Origin of the sequence: Streptomyces sp. NRRL S-118 (assembly GCF_000716335.1) — a bacterium.
Taxonomy (GTDB): Bacteria; Actinomycetota; Actinomycetes; order Streptomycetales; family Streptomycetaceae; genus Streptomyces.
This window is the reverse complement of the sequence record NZ_KL591002.1, coordinates 515,671-540,432: the sequence shown is the minus strand read 5'-3', so window position 1 is coordinate 540,432 and position 24,762 is coordinate 515,671. Positions and strand designations below refer to the sequence as shown.

Here is a 24,762-nt window from a genome sequence, read left to right as displayed (position 1 = left end):
GCCACAGAGCCGGCCCATGACTCACACACCCACAGACCAGGATCAGGTACGGGCCCATTTCACCGTACCCGCCAAGCACCCCATGGTGACCGTGCTCGGCTCGGGTGACGCGTTGCTGCGCGTGATCGAGAAGGCGTTCCCGGCCGCCGACATCCATGTCCGGGGCAACCAGATCAGCGCGGTCGGGGACGCGGCGGAAGTCGCCCTGATCCAGCGCCTGTTCGACGAGATGATGCTGGTGCTCCGCACCGGGCAGCCGATGACGGAGGACGCAGTGGAACGCTCCATCGCCATGCTCAAGGAGGAGACGGGGGGACGGGGCGTGGAGACGCCGTCGGAAGTCCTCACCCAGAACATCCTCTCCAGCCGCGGCCGGACCATCCGCCCCAAGACCCTCAACCAGAAGCGGTACGTCGACGCGATCGACAAGCACACCGTGGTCTTCGGCATCGGCCCGGCCGGTACCGGCAAGACGTACCTCGCCATGGCGAAGGCGGTCCAGGCCCTCCAGTCCAAGCAGGTCACCCGGATCATCCTGACCCGGCCGGCCGTCGAGGCGGGCGAGCGGCTCGGCTTCCTGCCCGGCACGCTCTACGAGAAGATCGACCCGTACCTGCGGCCGCTGTACGACGCCCTGCACGACATGCTCGACCCCGACTCGATCCCGCGGCTGATGGCGGCGGGCACGATCGAGGTCGCGCCGCTGGCGTACATGCGCGGCCGGACGCTCAACGACGCGTTCATCATCCTCGACGAGGCCCAGAACACGAACCCCGAGCAGATGAAGATGTTCCTCACCCGGCTCGGGTTCGACTCCAAGATCGTCATCACGGGTGACATCACCCAGGTCGACCTGCCCGGCGGCACCAAGAGCGGTCTGCGGCAGGTCCGGGAGATCCTGGACGGCGTCGACGACGTCCACTTCTCGATGCTCACGTCGCACGACGTCGTACGGCACAAGCTGGTCGGCCGTATCGTCGACGCGTACGAGAAGTACGACAACCGAAACGGGAAGTAGAGCGCACGAGCACCATGTCGATCGACGTCAACAACGAGTCCGGTACCGAGGTCGACGAGCAGGCGATCCTCGACGTCGCCCGCTACGCGCTCGGGCGGATGCGCATCCACCCCCTCTCCGAGCTCTCGGTGATCCTGGTGGACGCCGAGGCGATGGAGCAGCTGCACATCCAGTGGATGGACCTGCCGGGCCCGACGGATGTCATGTCCTTCCCGATGGACGAGCTGCGTCCGCCGGCGAAGGACGACGAGGAGCCGCCGCAGGGCCTCCTGGGTGACATCGTGCTCTGCCCCGAGGTCGCCACCAAGCAGGGCCAGGAAGCACCGACGCAGCACTCCATGGACGAGGAGCTCCAGCTGCTCACCGTCCACGGCGTGCTGCACCTGCTCGGGTACGACCACGAGGAGCCCGACGAGAAGGCCGAGATGTTCGGGCTCCAGGCGGCGATCGTCGACGGCTGGCGGGCGGAGAAGGGCCTGACCGGCCCCTCCCCGGCGCCGACCGTCTCATGACCGCCCAACTGCTCCTCGGCGCGGTCGCGCTGGTCGTGATCGCCTGGCTGGCGGCGTGCGCGGAGGCGGGCATCGCCCGGGTGTCCAGCTTCCGCGCCGCCGAGGCGGTACGGGCCGGGCGGCGCGGCGCCGCCCGGCTCGCCCAGGTCGCCTCCGACCCGGTCCGGTACCTCAACGTGGCCCTGCTGGTGCGGGTCGCGTGCGAGACGGCGGCCGGCGTCCTCGTCACGTACGTCTGCCTGAACGAGTTCGCCGCGACCTGGTCCGCGCTGCTGGTCGCGATAGGCGTGATGGTGCTCGTGTCGTACGTCGCCGTCGGCGTCTCCCCGCGCACCATCGGTCGCCAGCACCCGCTGAACACCGCGACCGCCGCCGCCTACGCCCTGCTGCCGCTGGCCCGTGTGATGGGCCCGGTACCGCAGCTGCTGATCCTCATCGGCAACGCCCTCACACCCGGCAAGGGTTTCCGCAAGGGCCCCTTCGCCTCCGAGGCCGAGTTGCGCGCCATGGTCGACCTCGCCGAGCAGGAGTCCCTGATCGAGGACGACGAGCGGCGCATGGTCCACTCCGTCTTCGAGCTCGGCGACACGCTCGTCCGCGAGGTGATGGTCCCGCGCACGGACCTCGTCTCCATCGAGCGGTACAAGACCGTCCGGCAGGCCCTGACGCTGGCGCTGCGCTCCGGCTTCTCCCGCATCCCCGTGACCGGCGACAACGAGGACGACGTCGTCGGCATCGTCTACCTGAAGGACCTGGTCCGCCGCACCCACATCAACCGCGACGCCGAGAACGACCTGGTCTCCACGGTCATGCGGCCCGCCTCCTTCGTCCCCGACACCAAGAACGCGGGCGACCTGCTGCGCGAGATGCAGAAGGAGCGCAACCACTGCGCGGTGGTCATCGACGAGTACGGCGGCACGGCGGGAATCGTCACCATCGAGGACATCCTCGAGGAGATCGTCGGGGAGATCACCGACGAGTACGACCGCGAGCTGCCCCCGGTGCAGGAGCTGGGCGACGGCCGCTACCGGGTCACCGCCCGCCTCGACATCGGCGACCTCGGCGAGCTCTTCGGCCTCGACGCGTACGACGACGAGGACGTCGAGACCGTCGGCGGCCTCCTGGCCAAGGCCCTCGGCCGGGTGCCCATCGCCGGGGCCTCCGCCGTGGTGGACCTGCCGGACGGCCGGACGCTGCGCCTGACGGCCGAGTCCCCGGCGGGCCGCCGCAACAAGATCGTCACGGTGCTCGCGGAACCGGAGGACAGGGCGGCATGACACCGGCGCAGCTGCGGGCCTTCTGCCTCGCCTTCAACGACGCGTCCGAGGACTTCCCCTTCGGCCCGGACACCTCGGTCTTCAAGGTCGCGGGCAAGATGTTCGCCCTCGCCTCCCTGGAGGCCCGCCCGCTGAAGGTCAACCTCAAGTGCGACCCGGAGATCGCGGTGCGGCTCCGCGCGGAGCACCCGGCGATCGTGCCGGGCTACCACATGAACAAGCGCCACTGGAACACGGTCACGGTGACCGGGCTCCCGGACCGGATGGTCCGGGAGCTCATCGAGGACTCCTACGACCTCGTGGTCGCGGGCCTGCCCCGGGCCGTCCGGCTGCGCCTGGACCGGCCGTAGCCGGACAAGGCCCTCACCCCCGCTTGCGCAGTCCCACCGCCAGCAGGGCCGCCGCGGCCAGGACGATCGCCGCGTCCAGGGCGAGGACCGTGCGGATGCCCGCGAAGAGGTCCGCGCGGGCGGTGGCCACGACCGCCAGGACGGGGATGCCGATCGTGAGGGCCACCTGCTGCGTCGTGGTCACCAGACCGGTGGCCAGGCCCTGCTCCTCGTCGGGAACGCCGGAGGTGGCCGTGAGGCCGTACGAGATGATCGCGCCCAGGTGGCAGACGCTCGCCAGCGAGACGGCGACCGTCGCCAGCAGCGCACCGGACTCCCGGCCCAGGCCCAGCAGCAGCGCCACGAAGGCGCCCTGTCCCAGGAGCGAGAGGACGAGGGTGCGCCGGGCGCCGAGGCGGCCGATCAGCCGGGGGGCCAGCGAGCCGGCGACCGCCGACAGCACGCCCTGCACACCGAAGACCAGGCCGGTCAGGAACGCCGACAGCCGGAGGACCTCCTGGAGGTACAGCGTCAGGACGAAGATCACCGCGCTCATCATCGAGAAGGTCACCAGGCCGCCCAGGTTGCCGAAGGCCACCGTCCGCCGCCGCAGCATCGGCAGCGACACCAGCGGAGCGGCGTGTCGCGACTCGACCACCGCGAACGCCACCAGCAGCACCACCCCGGCGACCAGCGTCACCCGAACGTCCGTACCGCCGAATCCGTGCTCGGCGGCCGTCGACAGGGCGTAGATCAGTGCCAGCAGGCCGCCGGTGACGGTCACCGCGCCCGGCACGTCCAGACGCGGCCGGTCCGGCGTGCGCGACTCCGGCAGCAGTCCCGGCGCCAGCGGCAGGACGATCAGCGAGAACACCGCCAGCAGGCCCATCGTGGAGCGCCAGCCCAGGGTGTCGGTCATCACCCCGCCCAGCACCATGCCGACGGTGAACCCCAGCGACATCAGGGTCCCGCTGATGCCCAGCGCCCGGTCGCGCAGCGGCCCTTCGGGGAAGGTCGTCGTCAGCAGCGACATGCCGGCCGGTACGATCGCCGCCGCACCCAGGCCCTGCAGCGCCCGCGCGGTCAGGAAGGACGCCGGGTCCCAGGCGAACGTCGCCAGCAGCGACGCCGCCCCGAAGAGGGACAGCCCCGCGAGGAACAGCCGCTTGCGGCCGTACAGGTCGGCGATCCGCCCGAACAGCAGCAGGAAGCCGCCCGACGGCAGCGCGAACGCCGTCACCGCCCACTGCAACGCGGACCGGCTCAGCCCCAGGTCCGCGCCCAGCACGGGCAGCGCCACGTTCAGGATGGAGAAGTCCAGCGCCACCATGAACTGGGCGGCGCACAGGACGAACAGGACGAGTCGCGCCCGGCCGTCCAGCCGTGGCACGGCGGACGCGGAGCCGGGAGGGGTGGGGGAGTGGGTGCGGGTGCCGGTGTCGGTGTCGGTGTCCATAGCCATGGCCCCACCCTCCGCTCGCCCAACCGGTGGTGGGGAGCGGGGACTTATCCTGTTGGCCGCACCACCAGGCAGGGGGAGAGGGCCATGGCATGAAGGACCACCGGCTGGCCGAACTGAGCCAGTTCCTCAGGAGCCGCCGCGCCCGCGTCACGCCGGCCGACGTGGGCCTGCCCGACGGCGGCGTCCGGCGCCGTACGCCCGGGCTCCGGCGCGAGGAGGTGGCCGTGCTCGCGGGTGTCGGCGTCTCCTGGTACCAGTGGCTGGAGCAGGGTCGCGACATCACGGTCTCGCCGCAGGTCCTGGACTCCGTCGCCCGGGTGCTGCGGCTCAGCGAGGCCGAGCGCCGCCACCTGTACGTCCTGGCGGGGCTCAACCCGCCCCAGCCGCGGCCCGATCCGTCGGCCCGCGACATGTGCGACGGGCTGCGGCGGCTGATCGACGCCTGGATGCCCTACCCGGCGCACATCATGGACGTCCACTGGAACGCGGTGATGTACAACGACTCCGCGTCCCTCGTCCTCGGCATGCGCCCCGAGATCTCCCAGAACTGCCTGATCGCCTTCTTCACCGACCCCGTCTACCGGGCCCGCGCCACCAGTTGGGAGCAAGTGGCCCCGCAGATCGTCGCCCAGTACCGCGCCGCGTGCTCGGAACACCCCGGCGACGAGGGCTTCCGCGCGGTCGTGGAGGAGGCCAGGGCGGCCAGCGCCGAGTTCGCCGAGCTGTGGGAGCGCCGCGACATCGCACCCGGCGGCCAGAACCGCAAGGAGCTGGCGCACCCGCTGGTCGGCACCCTGCACCTGGAGGCGACGCAGCTGCGCGTTCCGGCGCGGCCGGACCTGGTGATCGTGCTGCACACCCCGCTGCCGGAGGGCGACACGGCGGCGAAACTGGAGCGGCTGGCGAGCCCGGAGGGCCGGCGGGAAGCGCTGCATCCGGTCGCGGGGGACCTCACCGCCCCCGGCGCCGACGCGCCCGGGCCCGGCGGCACCGGCGGCGGACGCCGACTTATGCTCGGGTCATGACACAGAGCACCGACCTCGGCCCCGAGGACCGCAAGATCATCACGCTGGCGCGCAGCGCCCGCGCCCGCAACGGTGTGCCCGAGGGCGCGGCGGTGCGCGACGAGACCGGCCGCACGTACGTCGCAGGGACCGTCGCCCTGGAGTCGCTCCGGCTCAGCGCGTTGCAGACCGCGGTGGCGATGGCCGTGGCCAGCGGCGCGAAGTCGCTGGAGGCCGCGGCCGTGGTGACCGAGGCCGCGACCGCGTCGGACGAGGACCGCGCCGCCGTGCGCGACCTCGGCGGGGCGGGCACCCCGGTGCTGGTGGCCGGTCCCGACGGCGAGCTGCGCGCCACCGTGACGGCCGGCTGAAACCAGGATGGCCGGCCTCGCGGGGCGGGATGAGGGCGCGGCCCTGCGCGCCGCCCGGCCCGTACGGCCGGCGAAAAGGCCCGATCTTGACAGAATCTGATGGGCCATCAGGCAAGGCGTTGCCGCGGCATTGACATCTCTTCCGCGTCCGCCGTCAATGGCGCCCTCTCGTCCCCACAGGAGGGCCCCATGGCACCATCCCCGCGAAGAGGGCGCCGCGGCCTCGCGCTCCTCGGCGCCACCGCTCTCGCACTCACCGCCGGCGGCCTCGCCACCCCTGCCGCGGCGCAGGTCACCGCCGCGCGGGCGGTCGACTTCCCCACCCACTGCGTACCGCCGCCGATCGCCGGCATCCCGCCCATCGACGGCCCGACCACCGCCGCGATCACCGTCGACAACGCGGCACCCAGGGTCGGTGACACGGTCACCGTCACGTACACGGTCACCAAGCCGGCCGCGGGCAACCCCGTCGATCTCGCGCTGCCGGCGGACATCATGACCCCCACCGGCAAGGTCGCCCTCGGCGGTGCCCAGTCCGGCGCGGTCACCGTCACCGGACCGAAGAAGAACCCGCCCGTCCCGGGCAAGGGCGCCTTCCCGCCCTTCTCCATGACCGGTACGTTCACGGTCACCGCGCCCGGCTCGATCACGCTCTCGCCCGGCGACTACAACATCCACACCAGCTACATCATGGAGCTGGACACCCCCTGCACGGTCACGAACCCGCCCGCGCCCGTGTCGCAGACCATCGTCGCGAGCCCTCGACCGGGAGCCAACGAACGGACCCTCGCGCTCGCCACCGCCTCCGGCAGGCCCGGCACCCCGGTCGCGGTCACGGGCACCAGGTTCACCCCGCTCGCCACCGTCACCGTCGCCGGGCGCGCGGGCGCCGCGGAGACCGCCGACCGGACGACCGTGACGGCCGACAGCAGCGGCCGCTTCACCGCCTCCCTCACGGTCACCGACAAGGCGACCAGCGGGATCGTCGCGTACGAGGGCGACGCCTGGAGCGCCGACAAGGCCGCCGGCCCGGCGGCGTACACCGTCGTCGACGACACCCCGCTCCCGGCGGGCAGCCAGCGGATCGGCGCGGCGGTCGCGGCCGGCACCCTGTCCATGACGCAGGCCGGGGACGCCGTCCAGCTGTCGTCCGTCGACTTCGGCAAGGGCGGCGCGGCCACCGGCGACCTGCGGACGGTCACCGTGAAGGACTTCCGCGGCGGACCCGCCGGCTGGTCGCTGACCGGCAAGGTCACCGACTTCACCGGCCCCGGCGGCACGATCGGCGCCGGGAAGCTCAGCTGGGCGCCCGCCTGCGCCACCAGGCCGGGCAGCCCCAGCACCTGCGCCCCCGGCTCCGCGGGTCCGGTCGGCACGGCCGGCGCGACGCTCGCCGCCGCCCCCGACGCGGCGCTGACCGGTGGCGAGTTCACCGTGGACGCGAAGCTGACGCTGGACGTCCCGCCGTTCACCGCCCCGGGCGCGTACGCGGGCGTCCTCACCCTCACCCTGACGTGAGCCGCGGTGACGTGAGCCGCGGTGACGTGAGCCGCGGTGACGTGAGCCGCGTGGACGTGGGGGCCGGCGCCATGAGCCCCGGACCGCACGACGCGTGAGTCCCGGCCCGCAACGGCAACCGCGACAGAAGGGGAGTCCGCACCCGTGCTGCGCAAGCTGTCCGCGATCCTCCCGGCCCTCCCGATCCTCCTGGCGGCGCTCCTCGGGCTGCCGGCCGCTCCCGCCGGCGCCGCCGAGAACGGCGAGTGGGCCGTCTACCCCGAGGCCTCACAACTCGGCGCCCGGCCGTACTTCCACCTGTCCGCCGACCCCGGTGCCACGCTGACCGACCGGGTCACCCTGGCCAACAGGACCGCCGCCCCGCTGACCTTCCGGTTGTACGCGGCCGACGCGTACAACACCGAGCGGGACGGCGGTTTCGCCGTACGGGCCCCGGACGAGCCCCGGCGCGGGGTCGGCGCCTGGGCGGTGCCCGACCGGGACCGGGTCACGGTCCCCGCGCACGGCACGGTCACCGTCCCCTACACCCTGACCGTCCCGCCCGACGCCGAGCCCGGGGACCACGCCGGGGCCCTGGTCGCGCTCGACGAGCGCGTGCAGCGCACCACCGCCCGCGGGGGCGCCGCGGTGGGCGTCCGGCGGGCCGTCGGCGCCCGGATCCATCTGCGGGTCACCGGCCCGACGGTGCCCGCGCTGGCCGTGGAGGACGTCACCTGGTCCGCGGACGCGCCCCTGGTCCCCGGCACCGGCGAGAGCACCGCTCTCATCTCGTACACCCTGCACAACACCGGCAACGTCACCCTCTCCCCCCGGGTCGCGCTCAGGGCCGAGGGCCTCTTCGGACGGACGCTCCTCACCCGTGACCTGCGCGGTGTCCCCTCCGAGCTGCTGCCGCGGCAGCGGATCCGCCTCAGCGCCCGCTGGGCCGGCGCACCCCGGCTGGAACGGGGAGAGGTCACCGTGACCGCCACCGCCCGGGACGTCCGCGCGTCCGGCGGGGCATCATTCCTCGTGCTGCCGTGGCTCGTCGTGCTCGTCGCCGCCGTCCTCGTGGCGGCCGCCGGGGTGCTGCTCCGGCTGCGGTACGTCCGACGCCCGGCGATCGGGGAGAATGGCCCCCATGAGCGCTCGTAACCCTGAAACCGAAACCGCCCACCGGGCCGGCTTCGCCTGCTTCGTCGGCCGTCCCAACGCGGGCAAGTCCACCCTCACGAACGCTCTGGTCGGGCAGAAGGTGGCCATCACCTCCAACCGTCCGCAGACCACCCGGCACACCGTGCGCGGCATCGTGCACCGGCCGGAGGCGCAGCTCGTCCTGGTCGACACCCCCGGCCTGCACAAGCCCCGCACCCTCCTGGGCGAGCGGCTCAACGACGTCGTGCGCACGACCTGGGCCGAGGTCGACGTGATCGGCTTCTGCCTGCCCGCCGACCAGAAGATCGGCCCCGGCGACCGGTTCATCGCCAAGGAGCTCGCCGGCATCAAGAAGACCCCGAAGGTCGCCATCGTCACCAAGACCGACCTGGTCGACTCCAAGGCCCTCGCCGAGCAGCTCATCGCGATCGACCGGCTCGGCCGGGAGCTCGGCTTCGAGTGGGCCGAGATCGTCCCCGTGTCGGCCGTCGGCGACAAGCAGGTCCAGCTCCTCGCCGACCTGCTGGTCCCGCTGCTGCCCGAGTCCCCGCCGCTCTACCCCGAGGGCGACCTGACCGACGAGCCCGAGCAGGTCATGGTGGCCGAGCTGATCCGTGAGGCGGCGCTGGAAGGCGTACGGGACGAGCTGCCGCACTCGATCGCGGTGGTGGTGGAGGAGATGCTGCCCCGCGAGGACCGCCCGGCGGACAAGCCGCTGCTGGACATCCACGCCAACCTCTACATCGAGCGCCCGAGCCAGAAGGGCATCATCATCGGCCCCAAGGGCAGCCGCCTGAAGGAGGTCGGCACCAAGTCCCGCAAGCACATCGAGGCCCTGCTGGGCACGCCGGTCTTCCTCGACCTCCACGTGAAGGTCGCCAAGGACTGGCAGCGCGACCCCAAGCAGCTGCGGAAGCTCGGCTTCTAGGGGGCGTTCTCGTCGGTCGGGCCGGATCCGTGAGCGGCGCCGGCCGCCGCGAGCCCGTGGGATCGGCGAGACACCCCCTGGCGGCCGCCCGGCGCTAGGCGCCCTCCCGCAGCACCCGGCTCACCAGCTCCCGCTGCGCCTCCGACAGGCACGGGTCCGCGCAGCGCACCGTGCGGCCGTCGACCGTGATCGTGTAGTGGAAGCCGTCCGGCACGCCGCCGGCGGGAGCGGCCCCGCCCGCGGCGAGCGCCGCCTCCGCCAGGGCGTGCCACTCCGCTGCGTCGCGGCGGCCCGAGGTGTTCACCTCGGCCCGCCGCTCGATGCCCGCGAAGCCGCCGGTGCGCGTCACCCGAATCCGCATGGGCCCTGTCTACTCCGTCGGCACACCCACCGTCGACCATGCCTTGACCACGGCGTCGTGCTCCGCGCCGCCCGCGCCGTACCGCTCGCCGGCCGCCGCCACCGACAGGCGGGCGAAGTCCTTGAAGTCGGCGTCCTCCGCGAGTCCGCCGCCGGTCAGGACGTCGTACCAGATCCGCCCCGCCCGTTCCCAGGCGTTGCCGCCCAGCCGGGTGGCGACGAGGTAGAACGCGTGGTTCGGGATGCCCGAGTTGATGTGCACGCCGCCGTTGTCGGATCCCGTGTGCACGTAGTCGTCCATCGTGGCCGGCTGCGGGTCCTTTCCGAGGACGTCGTCGTCGTACGCCGTGCCCGGGGCCTTCATCGAACGCAGCGCCACACCCTGGACGTCCTCCGCCAGGAGCCCGGCCCCGATCAGCCAGTCGGCCTGCTCCGCCGTCTGCTTCAGCGTGTACTGCTTGACCAGCGAGCCGAACACGTCGGACATCGACTCGTTGAGCGCGCCGGACTGGCCGAAGTACGCCAGGTTCGCGGTGTACTGCGTGACGCCGTGCGCCAGCTCGTGGCCGATGACGTCCACCGCGACGGTGAAGTCGACGAAGATGCGGCCGTCGCCGTCGCCGAAGACCATCCGGTCGCCGTTCCAGAAGGCGTTGTTGTAGTCCCGGTCGTAGTGGACGGTCGCGTCGAGCGGCAGCCCGGATCCGTCGATCGAGTTGCGCCCGTACGCGTCGCGGAACAGCTCGAACGTCGCGCCCAGGCCGGCGTACGCGCGGTTGACGGTCGCGTCCTGCGTCGGCTCCTCGGCCTCCCCGCGGACCTTGCTGCCCGGCAGCCGGGTCGTGTGCCCGGCGTCGTAGATCGTGCGCCGGGGTTTGTCGAGGGGCGCGTCCGCCGCCAGTGGTACGGGGGTGGCGCCGACGACCGTGGTCAGGCGGCGCGCGGTGCGGTTGGCGGCGTCCGCGACGAGCGTGCGGCGCGCGGCCGCGGCGACCGCGGGGTCGGCGGCGCGGCTGAGGCGGTCCAGCAGGTGGGGCGGCACGATCGTGCAGTGCACGGGAGCAAGCGTGGGAGTCATGTTCCGCAATGTGGCAGCGCGTCACCGTGCTGTCACCAGCTGCGACCATGATTGCTGAAAAGGAGTGATAGGTCACGGTTTCGGGATTGCGGACGGCGATCCCGCATACTGGAACGGACCCCCCGCCCACCGTGTCCCTCGGCTAGGCTGCTGCACATCATGCGTTTCGGGCTGCTTCTCCTTAGCTGCCGCGGCGAGGGCCTGTAGTCGTAGGCCGACCCCCTCCCCGCGGAGTCTGGTGCTGCTTCGACCCAGTCGGCCTTCCCCCGTAGAAGGACACCCCAGGAGCCCTACGCAATGACCCAGTCACAGTGGATCGGCCGCCCCACGCCCGTCACCAACGCGACGCACCTCCAGAAGCCGTCCGGGATGCCCATCCACAAGTACGGCCCGTACGAGGCCGTCGACATCCCCGACCGCACCTGGCCCGACCGGCGCATCACCAAGGCGCCCCGCTGGCTCTCCACCGACCTGCGCGACGGCAACCAGGCGCTGATCGACCCGATGAGCCCGGCCCGCAAGCGCGAGATGTTCGACCTGCTGGTCCGCATGGGCTACAAGGAGATCGAGGTCGGCTTCCCCTCCTCCGGCGAGACCGACTTCGCGTTCGTACGCTCCATCATCGAAGAGGGCGCGATCCCCGAGGACGTGACGATCTCCGTCCTGACCCAGGCCCGCGAGGACCTGATCGAGCGGACCGTGGAGTCCCTGCGCGGCGCCCACCGGGCCACGGTCCACCTGTACAACGCCACCGCGCCCGTCTTCCGCCGGGTCGTCTTCCGCGGCTCCAAGGACGACATCAAGCAGATCGCGGTCGACGGCACCCGTCTGGTGATGGAGTACGCCGACAAGATCCTGGGCGACGAGACCACCTTCGGCTACCAGTACAGCCCGGAGATCTTCACCGACACCGAGCTGGACTTCGCCCTGGAGGTCTGCGAGGGCGTCATGGACGTCTGGCAGCCCGAGGAGGGCCGCGAGATCATCCTGAACCTGCCCGCCACGGTCGAGCGCTCGACGCCCTCCACGCACGCGGACCGCTTCGAGTGGATGTCGCGCAACCTGTCCCGCCGCGAGCACGTCTGCCTGTCGGTCCACCCGCACAACGACCGCGGCACGGCGGTGGCGGCGGCCGAGCTGGCGATCATGGCGGGGGCCGACCGCATCGAGGGCTGCCTGTTCGGCCAGGGCGAGCGCACCGGCAACGTCGACCTGGTCACCCTGGGCATGAACCTGTTCTCGCAGGGCGTCGACCCGCAGATCGACTTCTCCCAGATCGACGAGATCCGCCGCACCTCCGAGTACTGCAACCAGATGGAGGTCCACCCGCGCCACCCCTACGCGGGCGACCTGGTCTACACCGCCTTCTCCGGCTCCCACCAGGACGCCATCAAGAAGGGGTTCGACGCGATGGAGGCCACCGCGGCCGCCGCCGGCAGGACGGTCGACGAGATCACCTGGGAGGTCCCGTACCTGCCGATCGACCCCAAGGACGTCGGCCGGTCGTACGAGGCGGTCATCCGCGTCAACTCGCAGTCGGGCAAGGGCGGCATCGCGTACGTCCTGAAGAACGACCACAAGCTGGACCTGCCGCGCCGCATGCAGATCGAGTTCTCCCGGATCATCCAGGCGAAGACCGACGCCGAGGGCGGCGAGGTCACGCCGAAGGACATCTGGGCGGTCTTCCGGGACGAGTACCTGCCGAACCCGGAGAACCCGTGGGGCCGCATCCAGCTGCGCTCCGGCCAGACCACGACCGACAAGGACGGCACGGACACGCTGACCGTCGAGGCGGTCGTCGACGGCGCGGACGTCGTCCTGACCGGCTCCGGCAACGGTCCGATCTCGGCGTTCTTCGACGCCCTGGCCGGCATCGGCGTGGACGCCCGCCTGCTGGACTACCAGGAGCACACGATGAGCGAGGGAGCGTCCGCCCAGGCCGCCTCGTACATCGAATGCGCCATTGATGGAAAGGTGCTGTGGGGCATCGGCATCGACCCCAACACCACCCGCGCCTCACTGAAGGCGGTCATCTCGGCCGTCAACCGCTCCGCGCGCTGATCCGCCCGGTTCTCCGGCCCGAACCCCGCCCGCCGCGAGCGGTCGGGGTTCGGCCATGTCCGGTGGCGTTCTCCGGACGGGGTACTGACGCGGCATCACTGATGTGGCTAACATCACGCCCACGCGGCAAGGTGGCCGTGGCGGTGCCTCCCGTGTCCGAAGGGCTGCGGGGGATTCATGGAGGTGCGACGTGCTGCCAGCACGAGGATCACGCGGCCGGAAACTGCGCATCTGCTCCATCTCGACCACATGGAACACGATCGGCGACGGCGAGTTCTTCTGCCCGGGCTGCGGCGGGGACCGCAACTACCGGCGCCGTACCGGCCGCCGCCGCTTCACTCTTTTCGGTGTCCCGCTGCTGCCGCGCGGTGACGCCGGGCCCGTCGTCGAGTGCGCGGCCTGCCACACCCACTTCGCCACGGACGTCCTCGACCACCCGACCACCGCCCGCTTCTCGGCGATGCTGCGCGACGCGGTCCACACCGTGGCACTCGCCGTCCTCGCGGCCGGCGGCGTCTCGTCCCGGACGGTCCTGCAGACCGCGGTCTCGGCGGTCCGGGCGGCGGGATACGAGGACTGCACGGCCGACAGCCTCACCTCCCTCATCGCGGCGCTCGAAGCCGACACGGGCCGCTTCGTCACCGACGCCGGCGGACCCTGCGGCGCGGCGCTCGCCATCGAGCTGCACGAGGCCCTCGAACCGCTCTCGCCGCACCTCGCCCCCGCGGGCCGCGAGTCGATCCTGCTGCAGGGCGCGCGGATCGCGCTCGCGGACGGCGCGTACAGCCAGGAGGAGCAGGACGTGCTGACGACCGTCGGCAACGCCCTGCGGCTGCGCGCCGACGACACCGCACGGCTGATGGAGTCGGCGCGGACGCCGTTCTAGAGCGCCCCGGCGGGGAGCGCCCCGGCGTGTCGCCTCCCCGCCCGGTGCCGCGCTGACGGACGCTGTGCGGATGCTGGTACTGGGACGGTCGCAGGTCGAGCAGGTGCTCGACATGGACGCGCTGATCGACGGGCTCGGCCCGGCGATGGTGGACCTGAGCGAGGGGCGGGCGTCGGTGCCCGACAGGGTGGCCGCCGTCGTGCCGGAGCGGGACGGGTTCCTGGCCGCGATGCCGGGGTACGTGCCGTCGGCCCGCGTGCTGATGAGCAAGCTCGTGTCGCTGTTCCCGCACAACGCCGGGACGCCGCTGCCGACGCACCAGGCGCTGATCGCCGTGTTCGACCCGGAGACGGGGCGGCCCGTCGCGCTGCTGGACGGCACCTTCATCACCGCGGCCCGCACCGCCGCCGCCTCGGCGCTGTCGGCGAGGCTCCTGGCCCGTGAGGACGCCGCGGTGCTGGCGGTGCTGGGCACCGGGGTGCAGGCGCGGACGCACGCCCGGGCGATGTGCCGGGTGCGGCCGGTACGCCAGGTGCGGGTGGCCGGGCGGGACGCGGTGCGGGCGGGCGTGGTGGCCGAGGAGCTGTCCGCGGAGCTCGGCGTGGAGGTGGTGGCGGCCCCGCATTACGCGTCGGCGCTCGACGGCGCGGACGTGGTCGCCGCGGCCACGCACAGCGTGGACCCGGTGGTGCGGCGGGAATGGCTGACGCCCGGCGTGCACATCGCGTCCGTCGGGTTCAACCAGGGCGGCCGGGAGGTCGACGACGCGACCGTCGCCGAGGCGCTGGTGTGCGTGGAGTCGCGGCGGGCGGTCCTCGCGCCCTTCCCGGCCGGGAGCAACGACCTGCTGTTCCCGATCCGGGACGGCGTCATCACGCCGGAACACGTCCACGCCGAGCTGGGCGAGCTCCTCAACGGCAGCAGGACCGGGCGCAGCTCGGCCGACCAGATCACCCTCTACAAGTCGGTCGGCGTGGCGGTCCAGGACGCCGCGGCGGCCGCGCTCGTCGTCGCGGCCGCGCGGGAGCGGGGTATCGGGGACGAGATCCGGTTCGCCTGATCACCGTCCACCGCTCACTTCTCACCGCTCGCCCCCACGGGAGCCGGGCGCACGCGACGGCTCGTCCCGGTGCCGGGGCGGCCGAGGCGGCGGGGCGGCCCCCGCATGTGCGCGGGCCGCCCCGCCCTCCCGTGTCAGCGCTCCGCGCTCGCGCGCAGCATCCCCTCGCGCTCGACGATCTTCACGCGCTCGCGGCCCTCGGCCTCGCCCAGGGCGCGCTCGGCGGCGTCGAGCCGGTACCAGCCCTCCCAGGTCGTGTACTCCACGCCCTTGCCGCGCAGGAAGTCGACGACCGCGTCCTCGCCCGGTGCGTCCGGCGTGAGCAGCCGGCCCTCGCGGTGGTCCTCCAGAAGATTGGCGACCGTCTCGTTGGCGTCGCCCTTCGTGTGGCCGATGAGGCCGATGGGGCCGCGGCGGATCCAGCCCGTGACGTACGTGGACGGCATGGGCTCGTCGCCCTCCATCACGCGGCCGCCCTCGTCGGGGACCGTGCCGGAGGCGGTGTCCCAGGGCAGCTTGGGCAGCTCGTCGGAGAGGTAGCCGACCGCGCGGTAGACCGCCTGGACGTCCCAGGTGGTGAACTCGCCGGTGCCCTTCACGTTGCCGGTGCCGTCCAGCTCGGTGCGCTCGGTGCGCAGGCCGGTGACCTTGCCGTCCTCGCCGACGATCTCGCTCGGCGACTCGAAGAAGTGCAGGAACAGCTTGTGCGGCCGGTCGCCGACGTCCCGGATCGCCCAGTTCTCCAGGGTCTTGGCGACCATGTCGACCTGCTTGTTGGAGCGCCGCTGCTCGATGGAGCCCTCGTCGTAGTCGATGTCCTCGGGGTTGACGATGACCTCGATGGTGGGGGAGTGGTCCAGCTCGCGCAGCTCCATCGGGCTGAACTTCGCCTGGGCCGGGCCGCGGCGCCCGAAGACGTGGATCTCCCGCGCCTTGTTGGCCCGGAGGCCGGCGTGGACGTTCGGCGGGATCTCGGTCGGCAGCAGCTCGTCGGCGGTCTTGGCGAGGATGCGGGCGACGTCCAGTGCCACGTTGCCGACGCCGAGCACCGCGACCTTCTCGGCCTCCAGCGGCCAGGTGCGCGGCACGTCCGGGTGCCCGTCGTACCAGGAGACGAAGTCGGCGGCGCCGTACGAGCCGTCGAGGTCGACGCCCGGGATCCGCAGCTCGCGGTCGGCCGTCGCGCCCGTGGAGAAGATCACGGCGTCGTAGAAGGCGCGCAGGTCGTCCAGGGTGATGTCGGACGGGTAGTCGACATTGCCGAAGAGACGTATCTGCGGTTTGTCGAGCACCTGGTGCAGGGCGGTGATGATGCCCTTGATCCGCGGGTGGTCCGGGGCCACGCCGTACCGGATGAGACCGAACGGCGCCGGCATCCGCTCGAAGAGGTCGATGGAGACCCCCGGGTCGGTGGCGGCCTCGGACTTCAGCAGCGCGTCGGCGGCGTAGATCCCGGCGGGGCCGGCACCGACGATCGCGACCCGCAGGGGGCGGGGCATGAGGATTCCCTTCGAGCGGTGAATGAGCTCAACTGCGGTGGCACGTGCTGCCACTGCACACCGAACTCTAAGTAAGGCCACCCTCACCTCGGTACCCGCCCCCCGCCTATGACCCCATAAGTGCAACTTATGGGATCTCTGGCCTCCGTGCATGGAAGGCGTCACGCTGGAGGTATGAACGGTGCCGCGGGCCGGGGCGCCAGGCTGATGGACAGCTCCATCACCGGGATGTCCCCGTGGATCGTCTTCTCGCTCCTGGCCGGCCCCGGCCGCTACCTGCCGGCCGCCGCGCTCGCCCTCGCGGTGGCGGTCGTGCTCGTCCTGGTCCGCGCCCGCCCGGTCTTCCTGGAGCTGGCCGGCCTCGTCTTCTTCGCCGCCCTGGCCGTGACCGGCATGGTCGCCGTCCCCGGCGCGCTGCGCTGGCTGGAGACGTACGGGGACGAACTGGCCGACCTGTCCCTGGTGCTGCTCGCCGCCGCCTCGCTCGCGGTCCGGGCGCCGCTGACGGCCCCGTACGCCCGCAGGTCGGTGCCCCGGGAGTTCTGGCACACGCCCGACTTCCTGCGGACCGCCTCCGTCATCACCGCGGCCTGGGCCCTCGCCTTCCTGGCGGCGGCCGTCGCGGGTGCCGTGGGCGATCTGGTGCTGCACAACCCCGAGAACCTGTGGACCGGCTGGATCGTCCAAGTCTCGGCCCTCGTCACCGCCATGCGCTTCACCGAGTGGTACCCGGCGGTCGTCCGGGCCCGCCTCGACCCCTCCCGGCCGAGGCCGCGCGTGTCGGGCCTGCTGATGCCGTTCGTCGGACTGCTCATCCCGATGGGGGTCGTCGTCCTGCTCTTCGGCGCCGCCCCCCGCTGGTTCGCGGTGGCCCTGATGGTCGTGGGGGTGGTGCTGGCGCGGGCGTTGCGCAAGGAAGTGGCGATCGAGGAGCAGCGGGCTGCGCGGCGGGAGCTGAAGTGAGGTCTCCGGGTTCCCGGAGCCCGGCCGGGCCTCAGGCCGTCAGTGCCCGCTGCTCCTCGTCCGCCGCCTCCGCGCACGCCGCGGCCAGCTCGTCCAGGGACATCCCCAGGGCGGCGGCCAGCGCCGCCACCGTGAAGAACGCCGGTGTGGGCGCCCGCCCGGTCTCGATCTTGCGCAGCGTCTCCGCGGACACCCCCGCCGCCGCCGCGACCTCCACCATGCTGCGCTCGCCGCGCGCCTGCCGCAGCAGCGCGCCGAACCGCTCGCCGCGCTGCCGTTCCCACGGGGTCAAGGGGGTCCTCACCATGCCCGCGATACTAATACCGTGATATCTATACCGGTATAAGAATTGGTTCCAAGGGGAACGGGCGGGAGTCACGGCATGGTGGAGATCAAGACCGGCAGGGCACTGGACGCGATGCGTGAGGCGGGACGCGTGGTGGCCCGCGCCCTCGCCGCGGTCCGGGAGGCCGCCGGGGTCGGGGTGCCCCTCACCGACCTGGACGAGGCGGCCCGGACGGTGCTGGCCGAGGCCGGTGCCCGCTCCCCGTTCCTCGGCTACCGGCCGTCCTTCGCGCCCACGCCCTTCCCCGCGGTGATCTGCACATCGGTCAACGACGCCGTCGTCCACGGGATCCCCACCGGCCACCGGTTGCGCGACGGCGACCTCGTCAGCGTCGACTGCGGCGCGCAACTGGACGGCTGGACCGGTGACGCCGCGATCAGTTTCACGGTCGGTACGCCGCGCCCGGAGGACCTGGCGCTGATCGACGCGACACGGCGCGCCCTGGACGCCGGCATCGCCGCCGCCGTCCCCGGAAACCGCGTCGGCGACATCTCGCACGCCATCGGCACCGTGGCCGCCGCCGCGGGCTGCGGCATGCCCGCCGACTTCGGCGGCCACGGCATCGGCCGCCGCATGCACGAGGACCCGCACGTCCCCAACCGGGGGCGCCCCGGGCGCGGATTCCCCCTGCGCCACGGGCTGGTCCTCGCCGTGGAACCGATGCTCATGGCGGGCGGCCGCGACGCGTACCGCACCGACCCCGATGGCTGGACCCTGCGCACCGCCGACGGCAGCCGGGCGGCCCACATCGAGCACACGGTCGCGATCACGGAGGACGGCCCCCGGATCCTCACCCTGCCCTGACGGTTCAGATCCCCGGCGGCGCGGGCTGCCGCTCGTCCGCCGCCGCGCACAGGGTCTCCACGAAGGCGCGCACGCGCGCGGTGTCGCCGCCGGCCGGCCACAGCAGCCCGTACTCGACCGGGGGCGCGTCCCGGAAGGGCACCCACACGACGTCCGGCCTGGCGTAGTAGCGCTCGGCGCGCGCACAGGAGGGCGACACCCCCTTGCCCGCGCCGACCAGCGCCAGCACCTCCGGCCAGTAGGTGGCGGCCGGCCCCTGGGTGATGGGCGCCCCGGCCGGGGTCCGCCGCGGGTAGTGGAAGTCGAGCCAGTAGTGCGGGATGTCCCCGCACAGCGTCACCAGCGTGGTCCGGGCGAGATCCTCGACCGACACGGACGCATGGCCCGCCAGCGGGTGCCCGCGGGGCACGAGCAGTACGCGGCGCTCGGCGAACAGCACCGGTCCCGCGGTGAGATCGGGCTCGTCGAGCGGCCGCTCGGTCAGCTGGAGGTCCACCTCGCCCCCGCGGACCGGCCCGAACGGGTCGAAGAGCTGCACCTCCCTGATCCGGACCTCGCAGTCCGGGTACTGGAGGTGGAAGGTGTCGGCGGCCCGCAGGACGAGCTCGGCCGCCATGGGACTGGAGTAGCCGACGTTCAGCACGCCGGTGATCCCGCGTCCCGCGGAGACCGCCCGCGCGACCGCGCGCTGGATCTGCCGGTGGGCGGGGAGCAGGTCGTCCCGCAGCTGCCTGCCCACCTCCGTCAGCGCCACGTGCCGGCTGGTGCGCTCGAACAGCGGCACGCCGATGCGCCGTTCCAGCTTCTTGATGGTCTGGCTGACCCGGCCCTGCGCCAGCCCCAGCCGCTCCGACGTCCGCCGGAAGTGCAGCTCCTCGGCCAGCGTCAGGAACGTCTCGATCTCATGCCGCTCCACCGCCGCTCCCGGTTGGTGAGTGTGGATCACCGATCGTAGAACAGTTCACTCTTGATCCACCCGGGCCCGGGGGCCGAACATGGACCTGTCAACCGGATCCCCACCCGCCGACCGTGCCATGCATGACCCGCGCCCCCGCCGCCCGGCGGGGGCGCACCCGCATCGGGGCGGCGGAATCGGACTGACAGATCATCACCGCCGTGCCTATGATGCCCGCGATGAAGACCTTCTCCTCGTACGGATTGGGGGAATCGTCCGCGCAAGGTGAGTGCTGATGGCACATCACTTCACGCACACGATTCCGGCCCGCCTGTTGATGTGGCAGCGCGTACGCGAGTACGCCGTGCCCCTGTCCATGATCGAGACCGCGACCGCACGGCGTGCGGTCGGTGACTGGGCCGGGGCCTGCGCCGTTGCCCGGCTCGACGTCGACCTCGATCTGCGCGCCGTGCGCGACCGCCACGGCACCGAACTCGCCACCCGCCTCCGTGCGGATCTGCGCCGGCTGGCGCCCGATCTGCTCCGCTGGCACATGCCCCGGATCGCCCCCGACGGGCGGCTCCGGCCCGGCCTCACCCTCTCCCTGGCCCGCTACCGAACGTCCGGTGCCGCACCGCTGCACCTGGTGGTGCGGACCCCGCCGGCCCGGGCGGACGCCGGACAGCGGATGTCCCTGGCCGTGTGGGACGAGTCCGGCGCCACCGAGCACGGGGCCCACCCGCACCCGCACCCCGACCGGCGTTTCCGGCTCGACCTGCACCGTCACCTCTGGGACGCCGGGCGCAGCGGCGACCTGACGCGGCGGTGCGGCGCGGACGGCGGCCCGTCCTCCACGGCTCCGCCGTGCCTCCAGGACCCGCCGGACCGGCCCGGCGGTCACGACGACGCGTGGGCGTCGGCGCGGTGGGCCGCCGAGGCCGAACTGCTGCTGCGGGCCGAAGGGCTGCCTGCCCGCGGGGCGTTCACCGTGCGGCTCGGTGCGCGCAGCCGCGCGGTGCTCGAACTCACCGCCCCCGACGACGGTCACGCGCCGGTGTGCCGGCCCGTGCGGGAGGCGCTGCCGCCGCAGCGGGTCGCGGAGCTCCCGGTGCTGCCGGAGGCGTCGGCACGGGTCCTTCCGGACCTGGAGCTGCTGCGGGCGGGGCTCGTCACGGCCGACCGCCTGCACCCGCTCGTCGCCGCCGCCCTGACGGGACCCGGCGCGGCAGCGCTGCCCGGCGCGGTACCGCAGTCCCGCCGCGCCCCCGGACCCGGTGACCCGCACCGGGTGGAGTGCCGGGGCGAGGTCCACCGGATCGCGCTGCGGGACGGAGTGCTCACGGCGGTCGACCACGACCCGGACCAACTCCGCCGGGAGGAACTGCTCGTGGCGTTCGGTGGGCCCCCGCTGCCCTGCCTGCGCGCGATCGACGCGGTGCACCGCGACCCCGAGGCCCTGCCCGCGGTCCGGGAGCGCCTTGGTCACGGCGACGTCGCCGGGGCACTGGCCGTGGTCGAAGCCCTGCTCGGTCCCGCGGCGGTCCTGCGTGACGGACCGCTCAAGGAGGAACTGGAGTCGGCCGCGGCCCGCCGCGTCGACCAAGGGCTCTTCCGCGCGGGGCTGGTCCCCGTGCACCCCGCCGCCGGTACGGGCGGAGGCGGCAAGGCCTCGGGCGCCGGCCACGCGGAGGCGGGCCACCGGCCGCGGCTCGACCGCCGCACGCCCCTCGACCTGCGCCGCAAGCGGAACCTGCGGACCCGGCCCCGCACCGGCCTGACCCACTGACCCCGCCGCCCTGCCGAACCGCTGAACCGCTGAACCGCCGAGCGGTCCTCCGGCCGACCCCGTACGCACGCCGTCCGGGCGACCGGGCGGCCCGCCCGGCCCCGCCCACCCCTCTTCCGTGCTCCCACCGCACGGTGCGCGCCGCACACCCACGACACCCGGGACGGGCCCTCCTGTCCCCGCGAACACACCCCAGGTGATCACCCATGACCTCCAGCACCCTCCTGTCCGCCCCCGCCCCCGCCGACGCGTCCCCGGCCGGCACGCGGCTCGCCCTCGCCGGCGACCTGCTGGCCCTCCTGCGCACGACCACCACCGAACCGCGCCCCGACGAGCAGCTCGAAGCGCTCACCCTGGCCGTCGCGGCCGACCTGCCCGTCCTGCTGTGGGGCGAGCCGGGCATCGGCAAGACCGCGGCCCTCACGCAGCTCGCCGCCTCCCTCGGCCTGCCGCTGACGACCGTGATCGCCAGCGTCCACGAGCCGACCGACTTCTCCGGCCTGCCCGTCGTGGGCGACGACCCGGAGGTGGACGGAGTACCGATGGCGCCGCCGCAGTGGGCCGTGGAGCTCGTACGGGCCGGACGGGGGCTGCTCTTCCTGGACGAGCTGTCCACCGCCACCCCGGCCGTCCAGGCCGCCCTGCTCCGGGTCGTCCTGGAGCGCAGGGTGGGGGCGCTGCAACTGCCGCCCGGGGTACGGATCGTGGCCGCCGCGAATCCGCGGGCGTCGGCGGCGGACGGGTGGGAGCTGAGCCCGCCGCTGGCCAACCGGTTCGTACACCTGTACTGGGCGCACGACCAGGAGGTGGTGGTGCGCGGGCTGGGCGGGGTCTGGCCCCGTGCGGAGCTGCCCCGGCTGGCGCCGGAGCGGCTGCCGGATGCGGTGGCCTTCGCCCGGCGCGCGGTGTGCGGCTTCCTCCGGGCCCGGCCGACGCTGATCCACCGCCTGCCCACCTCCGAGACGCGGCGCGGTGGCGCCTGGCCCTCACCCCGGAGCTGGGAGGCCGCGCTGACCCTGCTGGCCTTCGGCACGGCGGCCGGAGTCTCCCGGGAGGTGCTGGCGCTGCTGGTGCGGGGGGCGGTGGGGGACGGGCCGGGGCTCGAACTCCTCGCCCACCTGGACCGGATGGATTTGCCGGACCCGGAGTCGCTGCTGGCCGATCCCGCCGCCGCCGAACTGCCGGAGCGGGGCGACCTGCGTCAGGCCGCGCTGGAGGCGGTGGTGGCCGCCGTGGGGGCCCGGCCGGAACGGGCCCGGTGGGAGGCGGGCTGGGCCGTCCTCGTCCGCGCGCTGGAGACCGGCGCCGCGGACCTGCTGGTCGCCCCGGCGACAGCGCTGGCCGCGCTGCGGCGCGACGACTGGGAGGTGCCGGAGTCCGTGGAGCGGCTGGTGGCGGTGGTCGGTCTGGCCCGGCGCGCCGACCGGTCGGTGGAGCGGGTCGCGGCGGCAGCCGGCTCCCGGCGCACGGAGGCGGGCCGATGACGGGCCCGGTGAAGCGCCCGGGGCCGCGGCCGCTGCCCCGCCCGCTGCCCCCGCCCGCACCGCCGCGCCCGGTACGGGCCACCGTGCCGGGCCCGCCGGCCCGCCCCGGCGTGCCGCCCGACCGGCCGGGACTCCCACTGGACATGGAGAAGCTGCTGGCCGCCCGGCTGCACGCGGTGAAGGTCCGTCCCTACCTGGCCGCCGCCCTCTTCGCACTGCACGTGGTGGAGGACCGGTCGGTGCCGACGATGGCGGTGGACGCGCACTGGCGCTGCTACGTCTCGCCCGGCTTCGTGGAGCGCACCCCGGTGGGCGACCTGGCGGGCGTCTGGGTGCACGAGGTCTCCCATCTGCTGCGCGACCACCACGGACGCGGCGAACGGTGGGCGCGGGAGCACGAGGAGCACGGGCCGGGCGAGAGGCTGCGCCGGAACATCGCCGCCGACTTCGAGATCAACGACGACATCTACGGTGACGGCCTGCCCCGCCCCGCGGGAGCGGTGCTGCCGTCGCTGCTGCGGCTGCCCGACGGGCTGCTCATGGAGGAGTACCTGCGTACGGCGTCGATGTCCGGGCTCGCCGCCGACCTGGCCTGGCTGGACTGCGGCAGCGGCGCCGACGGGCAGCGACGGCCGTGGGAGCTGGGACCGGACGGGGCGCACGGGCTGAGCCGCCAGCAGCGGGACGCGGTCCGCTTCCGGGTCGCCGAGGGCATCAAGGGCCGGCCGGGAGAGGCCCCGGAGGGGTGGCGCCGGTGGGCGGAGGAGGTGTTCCATCCGCCTCAGCCGTGGCGCCGATTGCTGGGGGCGGCGGTCCGCTCGGCGGCGGGCGCTCCGGGGGTGGGCGAGAACCACAGCTTCCGGCGCCCGTCCCGGCGCTCGGCTGCCGTCCCCGGGGTGGTGCTGCCGAGCCTGCGCCGTACGCCGCCCCGGGTCTGCGTCGTGATCGACACCTCCGGGTCGGTGAGCGACGCCGAGCTGGGCAGCGCGCTGCTGGAGGTGACGGCGATCACGCGGGCGGTGGGCGGACGGCGCGACCTGGTCTCGGTGATCTCCTGCGACGCGGCGGCCGGAATCGCCGTCCCGCTCTGCCGCGCCGAGAACATCGAGCTGATCGGCGGCGGAGGAACGGACCTCCGCTCCGGTTTCGGGAGGGCGCTGCGCTCGCGGCCCCGCCCGGACGTGATCGTCGCCCTGACGGACGGCCAGACCCCGTGGCCCTCGGCACAACCGCCCTGCCGCACCGTCGTCGGTCTCTTCCCCCGTCCCGCCCGCGCCGTGGACGAGGAGAACCCCCACTACGTCCCGGACACCCCGCCGCCGTGGGCGCGCGTCGTCACCATCGGCTGAGCGGGCGATCCGCCCGCCCGAGGCTGCCGACGAAGGCCCGCCGCGCCGGTCCCGCGATCATGAGCACGGGACCGGCCGGGTTCTTGCTGTCCCGCACGGGGACGAACCCCGGGCACGTCGTCGCGGACTTCGACGCAGTCGCCTTCTCCTCCACGTACTCCTCGGCGACGAACGGGTCGGCCGCGACGGTGACCACCCGCGCGTACGCGGCCGTCCGGAGCAGGCCGGGCACCACCGTGGGGGCGAACTCGCAGATCCTCGTGGCGAGCGCCTGCAGCTCCGCCAGGGGGCGGAAATACTCGGCGTACGGCGAACCGTGGATCAGCTTCCGGCGCATCCGGTCGAAAAAACCATCGGTTTGCAGTACTTCATCGATCCGCTGCGCCACGTCGATCTGCGGTTTCCGGATGGCCTGTTCGAATTGGCCGATTCTCCTCCGGAAACGAACACCCGCCGCCCCGGCTCATGTTGCGTCATTCCGGCGGCCTCCCGGCGGCGCTTGAGCTCCGTGCCGTGGAACTCCCGTGCGGCCTGCTGTGACGACCCTGCTTTGGCCAAGGGTTAACTCCCCTGTGCAGCCCCGTGCTTGTGGCGCTCGCGCATCTGCCGATGTTACGGATGCGGCCCCACCACGGGGG

The 24,762-nt window shown here is 73.3% G+C and carries 23 protein-coding genes and 1 pseudogene; 17 read left to right on the top strand and 7 right to left on the bottom strand.

From position 1 onward, the window contains the following. The first annotated feature begins 16 nt into the window (after positions 1 to 16). From IH00_RS0105935 to IH00_RS0105920, 4 genes are read left to right on the top strand one after another with little or no spacing between them, the layout of a single operon-like run. The gene (locus IH00_RS0105935; protein ID WP_031070330.1) at positions 17 to 1,018 is read left to right on the top strand and encodes a PhoH family protein; all 1,002 of its coding nucleotides are present in this window, start codon (positions 17 to 19) and stop codon (positions 1,016 to 1,018) included. A 14-nt stretch (positions 1,019 to 1,032) separates the two neighbouring features. Further along, positions 1,033 to 1,530, top strand: a complete 498-nt coding sequence (ybeY, locus tag IH00_RS0105930; RefSeq protein WP_031070328.1) for an rRNA maturation RNase YbeY — start codon at positions 1,033 to 1,035, stop codon at positions 1,528 to 1,530. Next, complete coding sequence (locus IH00_RS0105925) at positions 1,527 to 2,807, top strand: hemolysin family protein (protein ID WP_031070327.1); 1,281 nt, start codon at positions 1,527 to 1,529, stop codon at positions 2,805 to 2,807. Before ybeY ends, IH00_RS0105925 begins: the two co-directional genes overlap by 4 nt. Further along, the gene (locus tag IH00_RS0105920; RefSeq protein ID WP_031070325.1) at positions 2,804 to 3,157 is read left to right on the top strand and encodes an MmcQ/YjbR family DNA-binding protein; all 354 of its coding nucleotides are present in this window, start codon (positions 2,804 to 2,806) and stop codon (positions 3,155 to 3,157) included. The genes IH00_RS0105925 and IH00_RS0105920 overlap by 4 nt, the downstream gene beginning before the upstream one ends. Positions 3,158 to 3,170: 13 nt before the next feature. Here the strand turns inward: IH00_RS0105920 and IH00_RS0105915 are convergent, their stop codons facing one another. Continuing rightward, a complete protein-coding gene (locus IH00_RS0105915) occupies positions 3,171 to 4,598 on the bottom strand; it encodes an MFS transporter (RefSeq protein WP_031070324.1) in 1,428 nt (475 codons plus the stop codon). Positions 4,599 to 4,687: 89 nt separating this feature from the next. On the opposite strand from IH00_RS0105915, the gene IH00_RS0105910 reads away from it, so the two are divergent. The 5 genes from IH00_RS0105910 (at position 4,688) to era (ending at position 9,553) form a co-directional block, all read left to right on the top strand. Further along, a complete protein-coding gene (locus tag IH00_RS0105910; protein WP_078887569.1) occupies positions 4,688 to 5,623 on the top strand; it encodes a helix-turn-helix transcriptional regulator in 936 nt (311 codons plus the stop codon). Then, entirely contained in the window at positions 5,620 to 5,973 is a 354-nt protein-coding gene (locus tag IH00_RS0105905; RefSeq protein ID WP_031070320.1) for a hypothetical protein, read from the top strand. The genes IH00_RS0105910 and IH00_RS0105905 overlap by 4 nt, the downstream gene beginning before the upstream one ends. Before the next feature lie 189 nt (positions 5,974 to 6,162). After that, positions 6,163 to 7,491 carry a hypothetical protein gene (locus IH00_RS0105900; protein ID WP_031070318.1) on the top strand — a complete coding sequence of 443 codons (1,329 nt, stop codon included), beginning with the start codon at positions 6,163 to 6,165 and terminating at the stop codon, positions 7,489 to 7,491. A 147-nt stretch (positions 7,492 to 7,638) separates the two neighbouring features. Beyond that, positions 7,639 to 8,625, top strand: a complete 987-nt coding sequence (locus IH00_RS0105895; protein WP_031070317.1) for a WxL protein peptidoglycan domain-containing protein — start codon at positions 7,639 to 7,641, stop codon at positions 8,623 to 8,625. Beyond that, positions 8,603 to 9,553, top strand: a complete 951-nt coding sequence (gene era, locus IH00_RS0105890) for a GTPase Era (protein ID WP_107064406.1) — start codon at positions 8,603 to 8,605, stop codon at positions 9,551 to 9,553. The genes IH00_RS0105895 and era overlap by 23 nt, the downstream gene beginning before the upstream one ends. A gap of 94 nt (positions 9,554 to 9,647) precedes the next feature. Here era and IH00_RS0105885 read toward each other — a convergent pair whose 3' ends face one another. Next, the gene (locus IH00_RS0105885; protein ID WP_031070313.1) at positions 9,648 to 9,914 is read right to left on the bottom strand and encodes a protealysin inhibitor emfourin; all 267 of its coding nucleotides are present in this window, start codon (positions 9,912 to 9,914) and stop codon (positions 9,648 to 9,650) included. Between the two features lie 9 nt (positions 9,915 to 9,923). Beyond that, positions 9,924 to 10,991 carry a M4 family metallopeptidase gene (locus IH00_RS0105880; RefSeq protein ID WP_031070310.1) on the bottom strand — a complete coding sequence of 356 codons (1,068 nt, stop codon included), beginning with the start codon at positions 10,989 to 10,991 and terminating at the stop codon, positions 9,924 to 9,926. A 297-nt stretch (positions 10,992 to 11,288) separates the two neighbouring features. On the opposite strand from IH00_RS0105880, the gene leuA reads away from it, so the two are divergent. From leuA to IH00_RS0105865, 3 genes are all read left to right on the top strand, one after another. Beyond that, entirely contained in the window at positions 11,289 to 13,052 is a 1,764-nt protein-coding gene (gene leuA / locus IH00_RS0105875; RefSeq protein ID WP_031070308.1) for a 2-isopropylmalate synthase, read from the top strand. A 190-nt stretch (positions 13,053 to 13,242) separates the two neighbouring features. Next, entirely contained in the window at positions 13,243 to 13,938 is a 696-nt protein-coding gene (locus tag IH00_RS0105870; RefSeq protein WP_031070306.1) for a TerB family tellurite resistance protein, read from the top strand. Between the two features lie 70 nt (positions 13,939 to 14,008). Beyond that, complete coding sequence (locus IH00_RS0105865) at positions 14,009 to 14,998, top strand: ornithine cyclodeaminase family protein (protein WP_031070304.1); 990 nt, start codon at positions 14,009 to 14,011, stop codon at positions 14,996 to 14,998. Positions 14,999 to 15,132: 134 nt separating this feature from the next. Here IH00_RS0105865 and IH00_RS0105860 read toward each other — a convergent pair whose 3' ends face one another. Further along, entirely contained in the window at positions 15,133 to 16,497 is a 1,365-nt protein-coding gene (locus IH00_RS0105860) for an FAD-dependent oxidoreductase (protein WP_031070301.1), read from the bottom strand. A gap of 174 nt (positions 16,498 to 16,671) precedes the next feature. Here IH00_RS0105860 and IH00_RS0105855 point away from each other — a divergent pair, with 174 nt between their 5' ends. Further along, positions 16,672 to 17,460 (top strand): hypothetical protein, encoded by a 789-nt coding sequence (locus IH00_RS0105855; RefSeq protein WP_052411187.1) that lies wholly within the window; start codon positions 16,672 to 16,674, stop codon positions 17,458 to 17,460. A 31-nt stretch (positions 17,461 to 17,491) separates the two neighbouring features. Here the strand turns inward: IH00_RS0105855 and IH00_RS0105850 are convergent, their stop codons facing one another. Then, entirely contained in the window at positions 17,492 to 17,767 is a 276-nt protein-coding gene (locus IH00_RS0105850) for a helix-turn-helix domain-containing protein (protein WP_031070296.1), read from the bottom strand. 75 nt (positions 17,768 to 17,842) lie between these two features. Between IH00_RS0105850 and map the strand changes: the two genes are divergently transcribed. Further along, on the top strand, positions 17,843 to 18,610 hold the full coding sequence (gene map / locus IH00_RS0105845) for a type I methionyl aminopeptidase (RefSeq protein ID WP_031070294.1): 768 nt from the start codon (positions 17,843 to 17,845) through the stop codon (positions 18,608 to 18,610). A gap of 4 nt (positions 18,611 to 18,614) precedes the next feature. Here the strand turns inward: map and IH00_RS0105840 are convergent, their stop codons facing one another. After that, positions 18,615 to 19,526 carry a LysR family transcriptional regulator gene (locus IH00_RS0105840; RefSeq protein ID WP_039946284.1) on the bottom strand — a complete coding sequence of 304 codons (912 nt, stop codon included), beginning with the start codon at positions 19,524 to 19,526 and terminating at the stop codon, positions 18,615 to 18,617. A gap of 274 nt (positions 19,527 to 19,800) precedes the next feature. Here IH00_RS0105840 and IH00_RS0105830 point away from each other — a divergent pair, with 274 nt between their 5' ends. The 3 genes from IH00_RS0105830 (at position 19,801) to IH00_RS0105820 (ending at position 24,124) form a co-directional block, all read left to right on the top strand. Further along, entirely contained in the window at positions 19,801 to 21,291 is a 1,491-nt protein-coding gene (locus tag IH00_RS0105830; protein WP_031070288.1) for a hypothetical protein, read from the top strand. A gap of 206 nt (positions 21,292 to 21,497) precedes the next feature. Next, entirely contained in the window at positions 21,498 to 22,775 is a 1,278-nt protein-coding gene (locus IH00_RS0105825; RefSeq protein ID WP_031070287.1) for an AAA family ATPase, read from the top strand. Positions 22,776 to 22,918: 143 nt separating this feature from the next. After that, complete coding sequence (locus tag IH00_RS0105820) at positions 22,919 to 24,124, top strand: vWA domain-containing protein (protein WP_031070285.1); 1,206 nt, start codon at positions 22,919 to 22,921, stop codon at positions 24,122 to 24,124. On the opposite strand, the pseudogene IH00_RS37055 reads toward IH00_RS0105820, so the two are convergent. Then, positions 24,114 to 24,682: pseudogene (locus tag IH00_RS37055) on the bottom strand (Scr1 family TA system antitoxin-like transcriptional regulator); the annotation flags it as partial. The gene IH00_RS0105820 and the pseudogene IH00_RS37055 sit on opposite strands and share 11 nt — an antisense overlap. Positions 24,683 to 24,762: the final 80 nt, after the last annotated feature.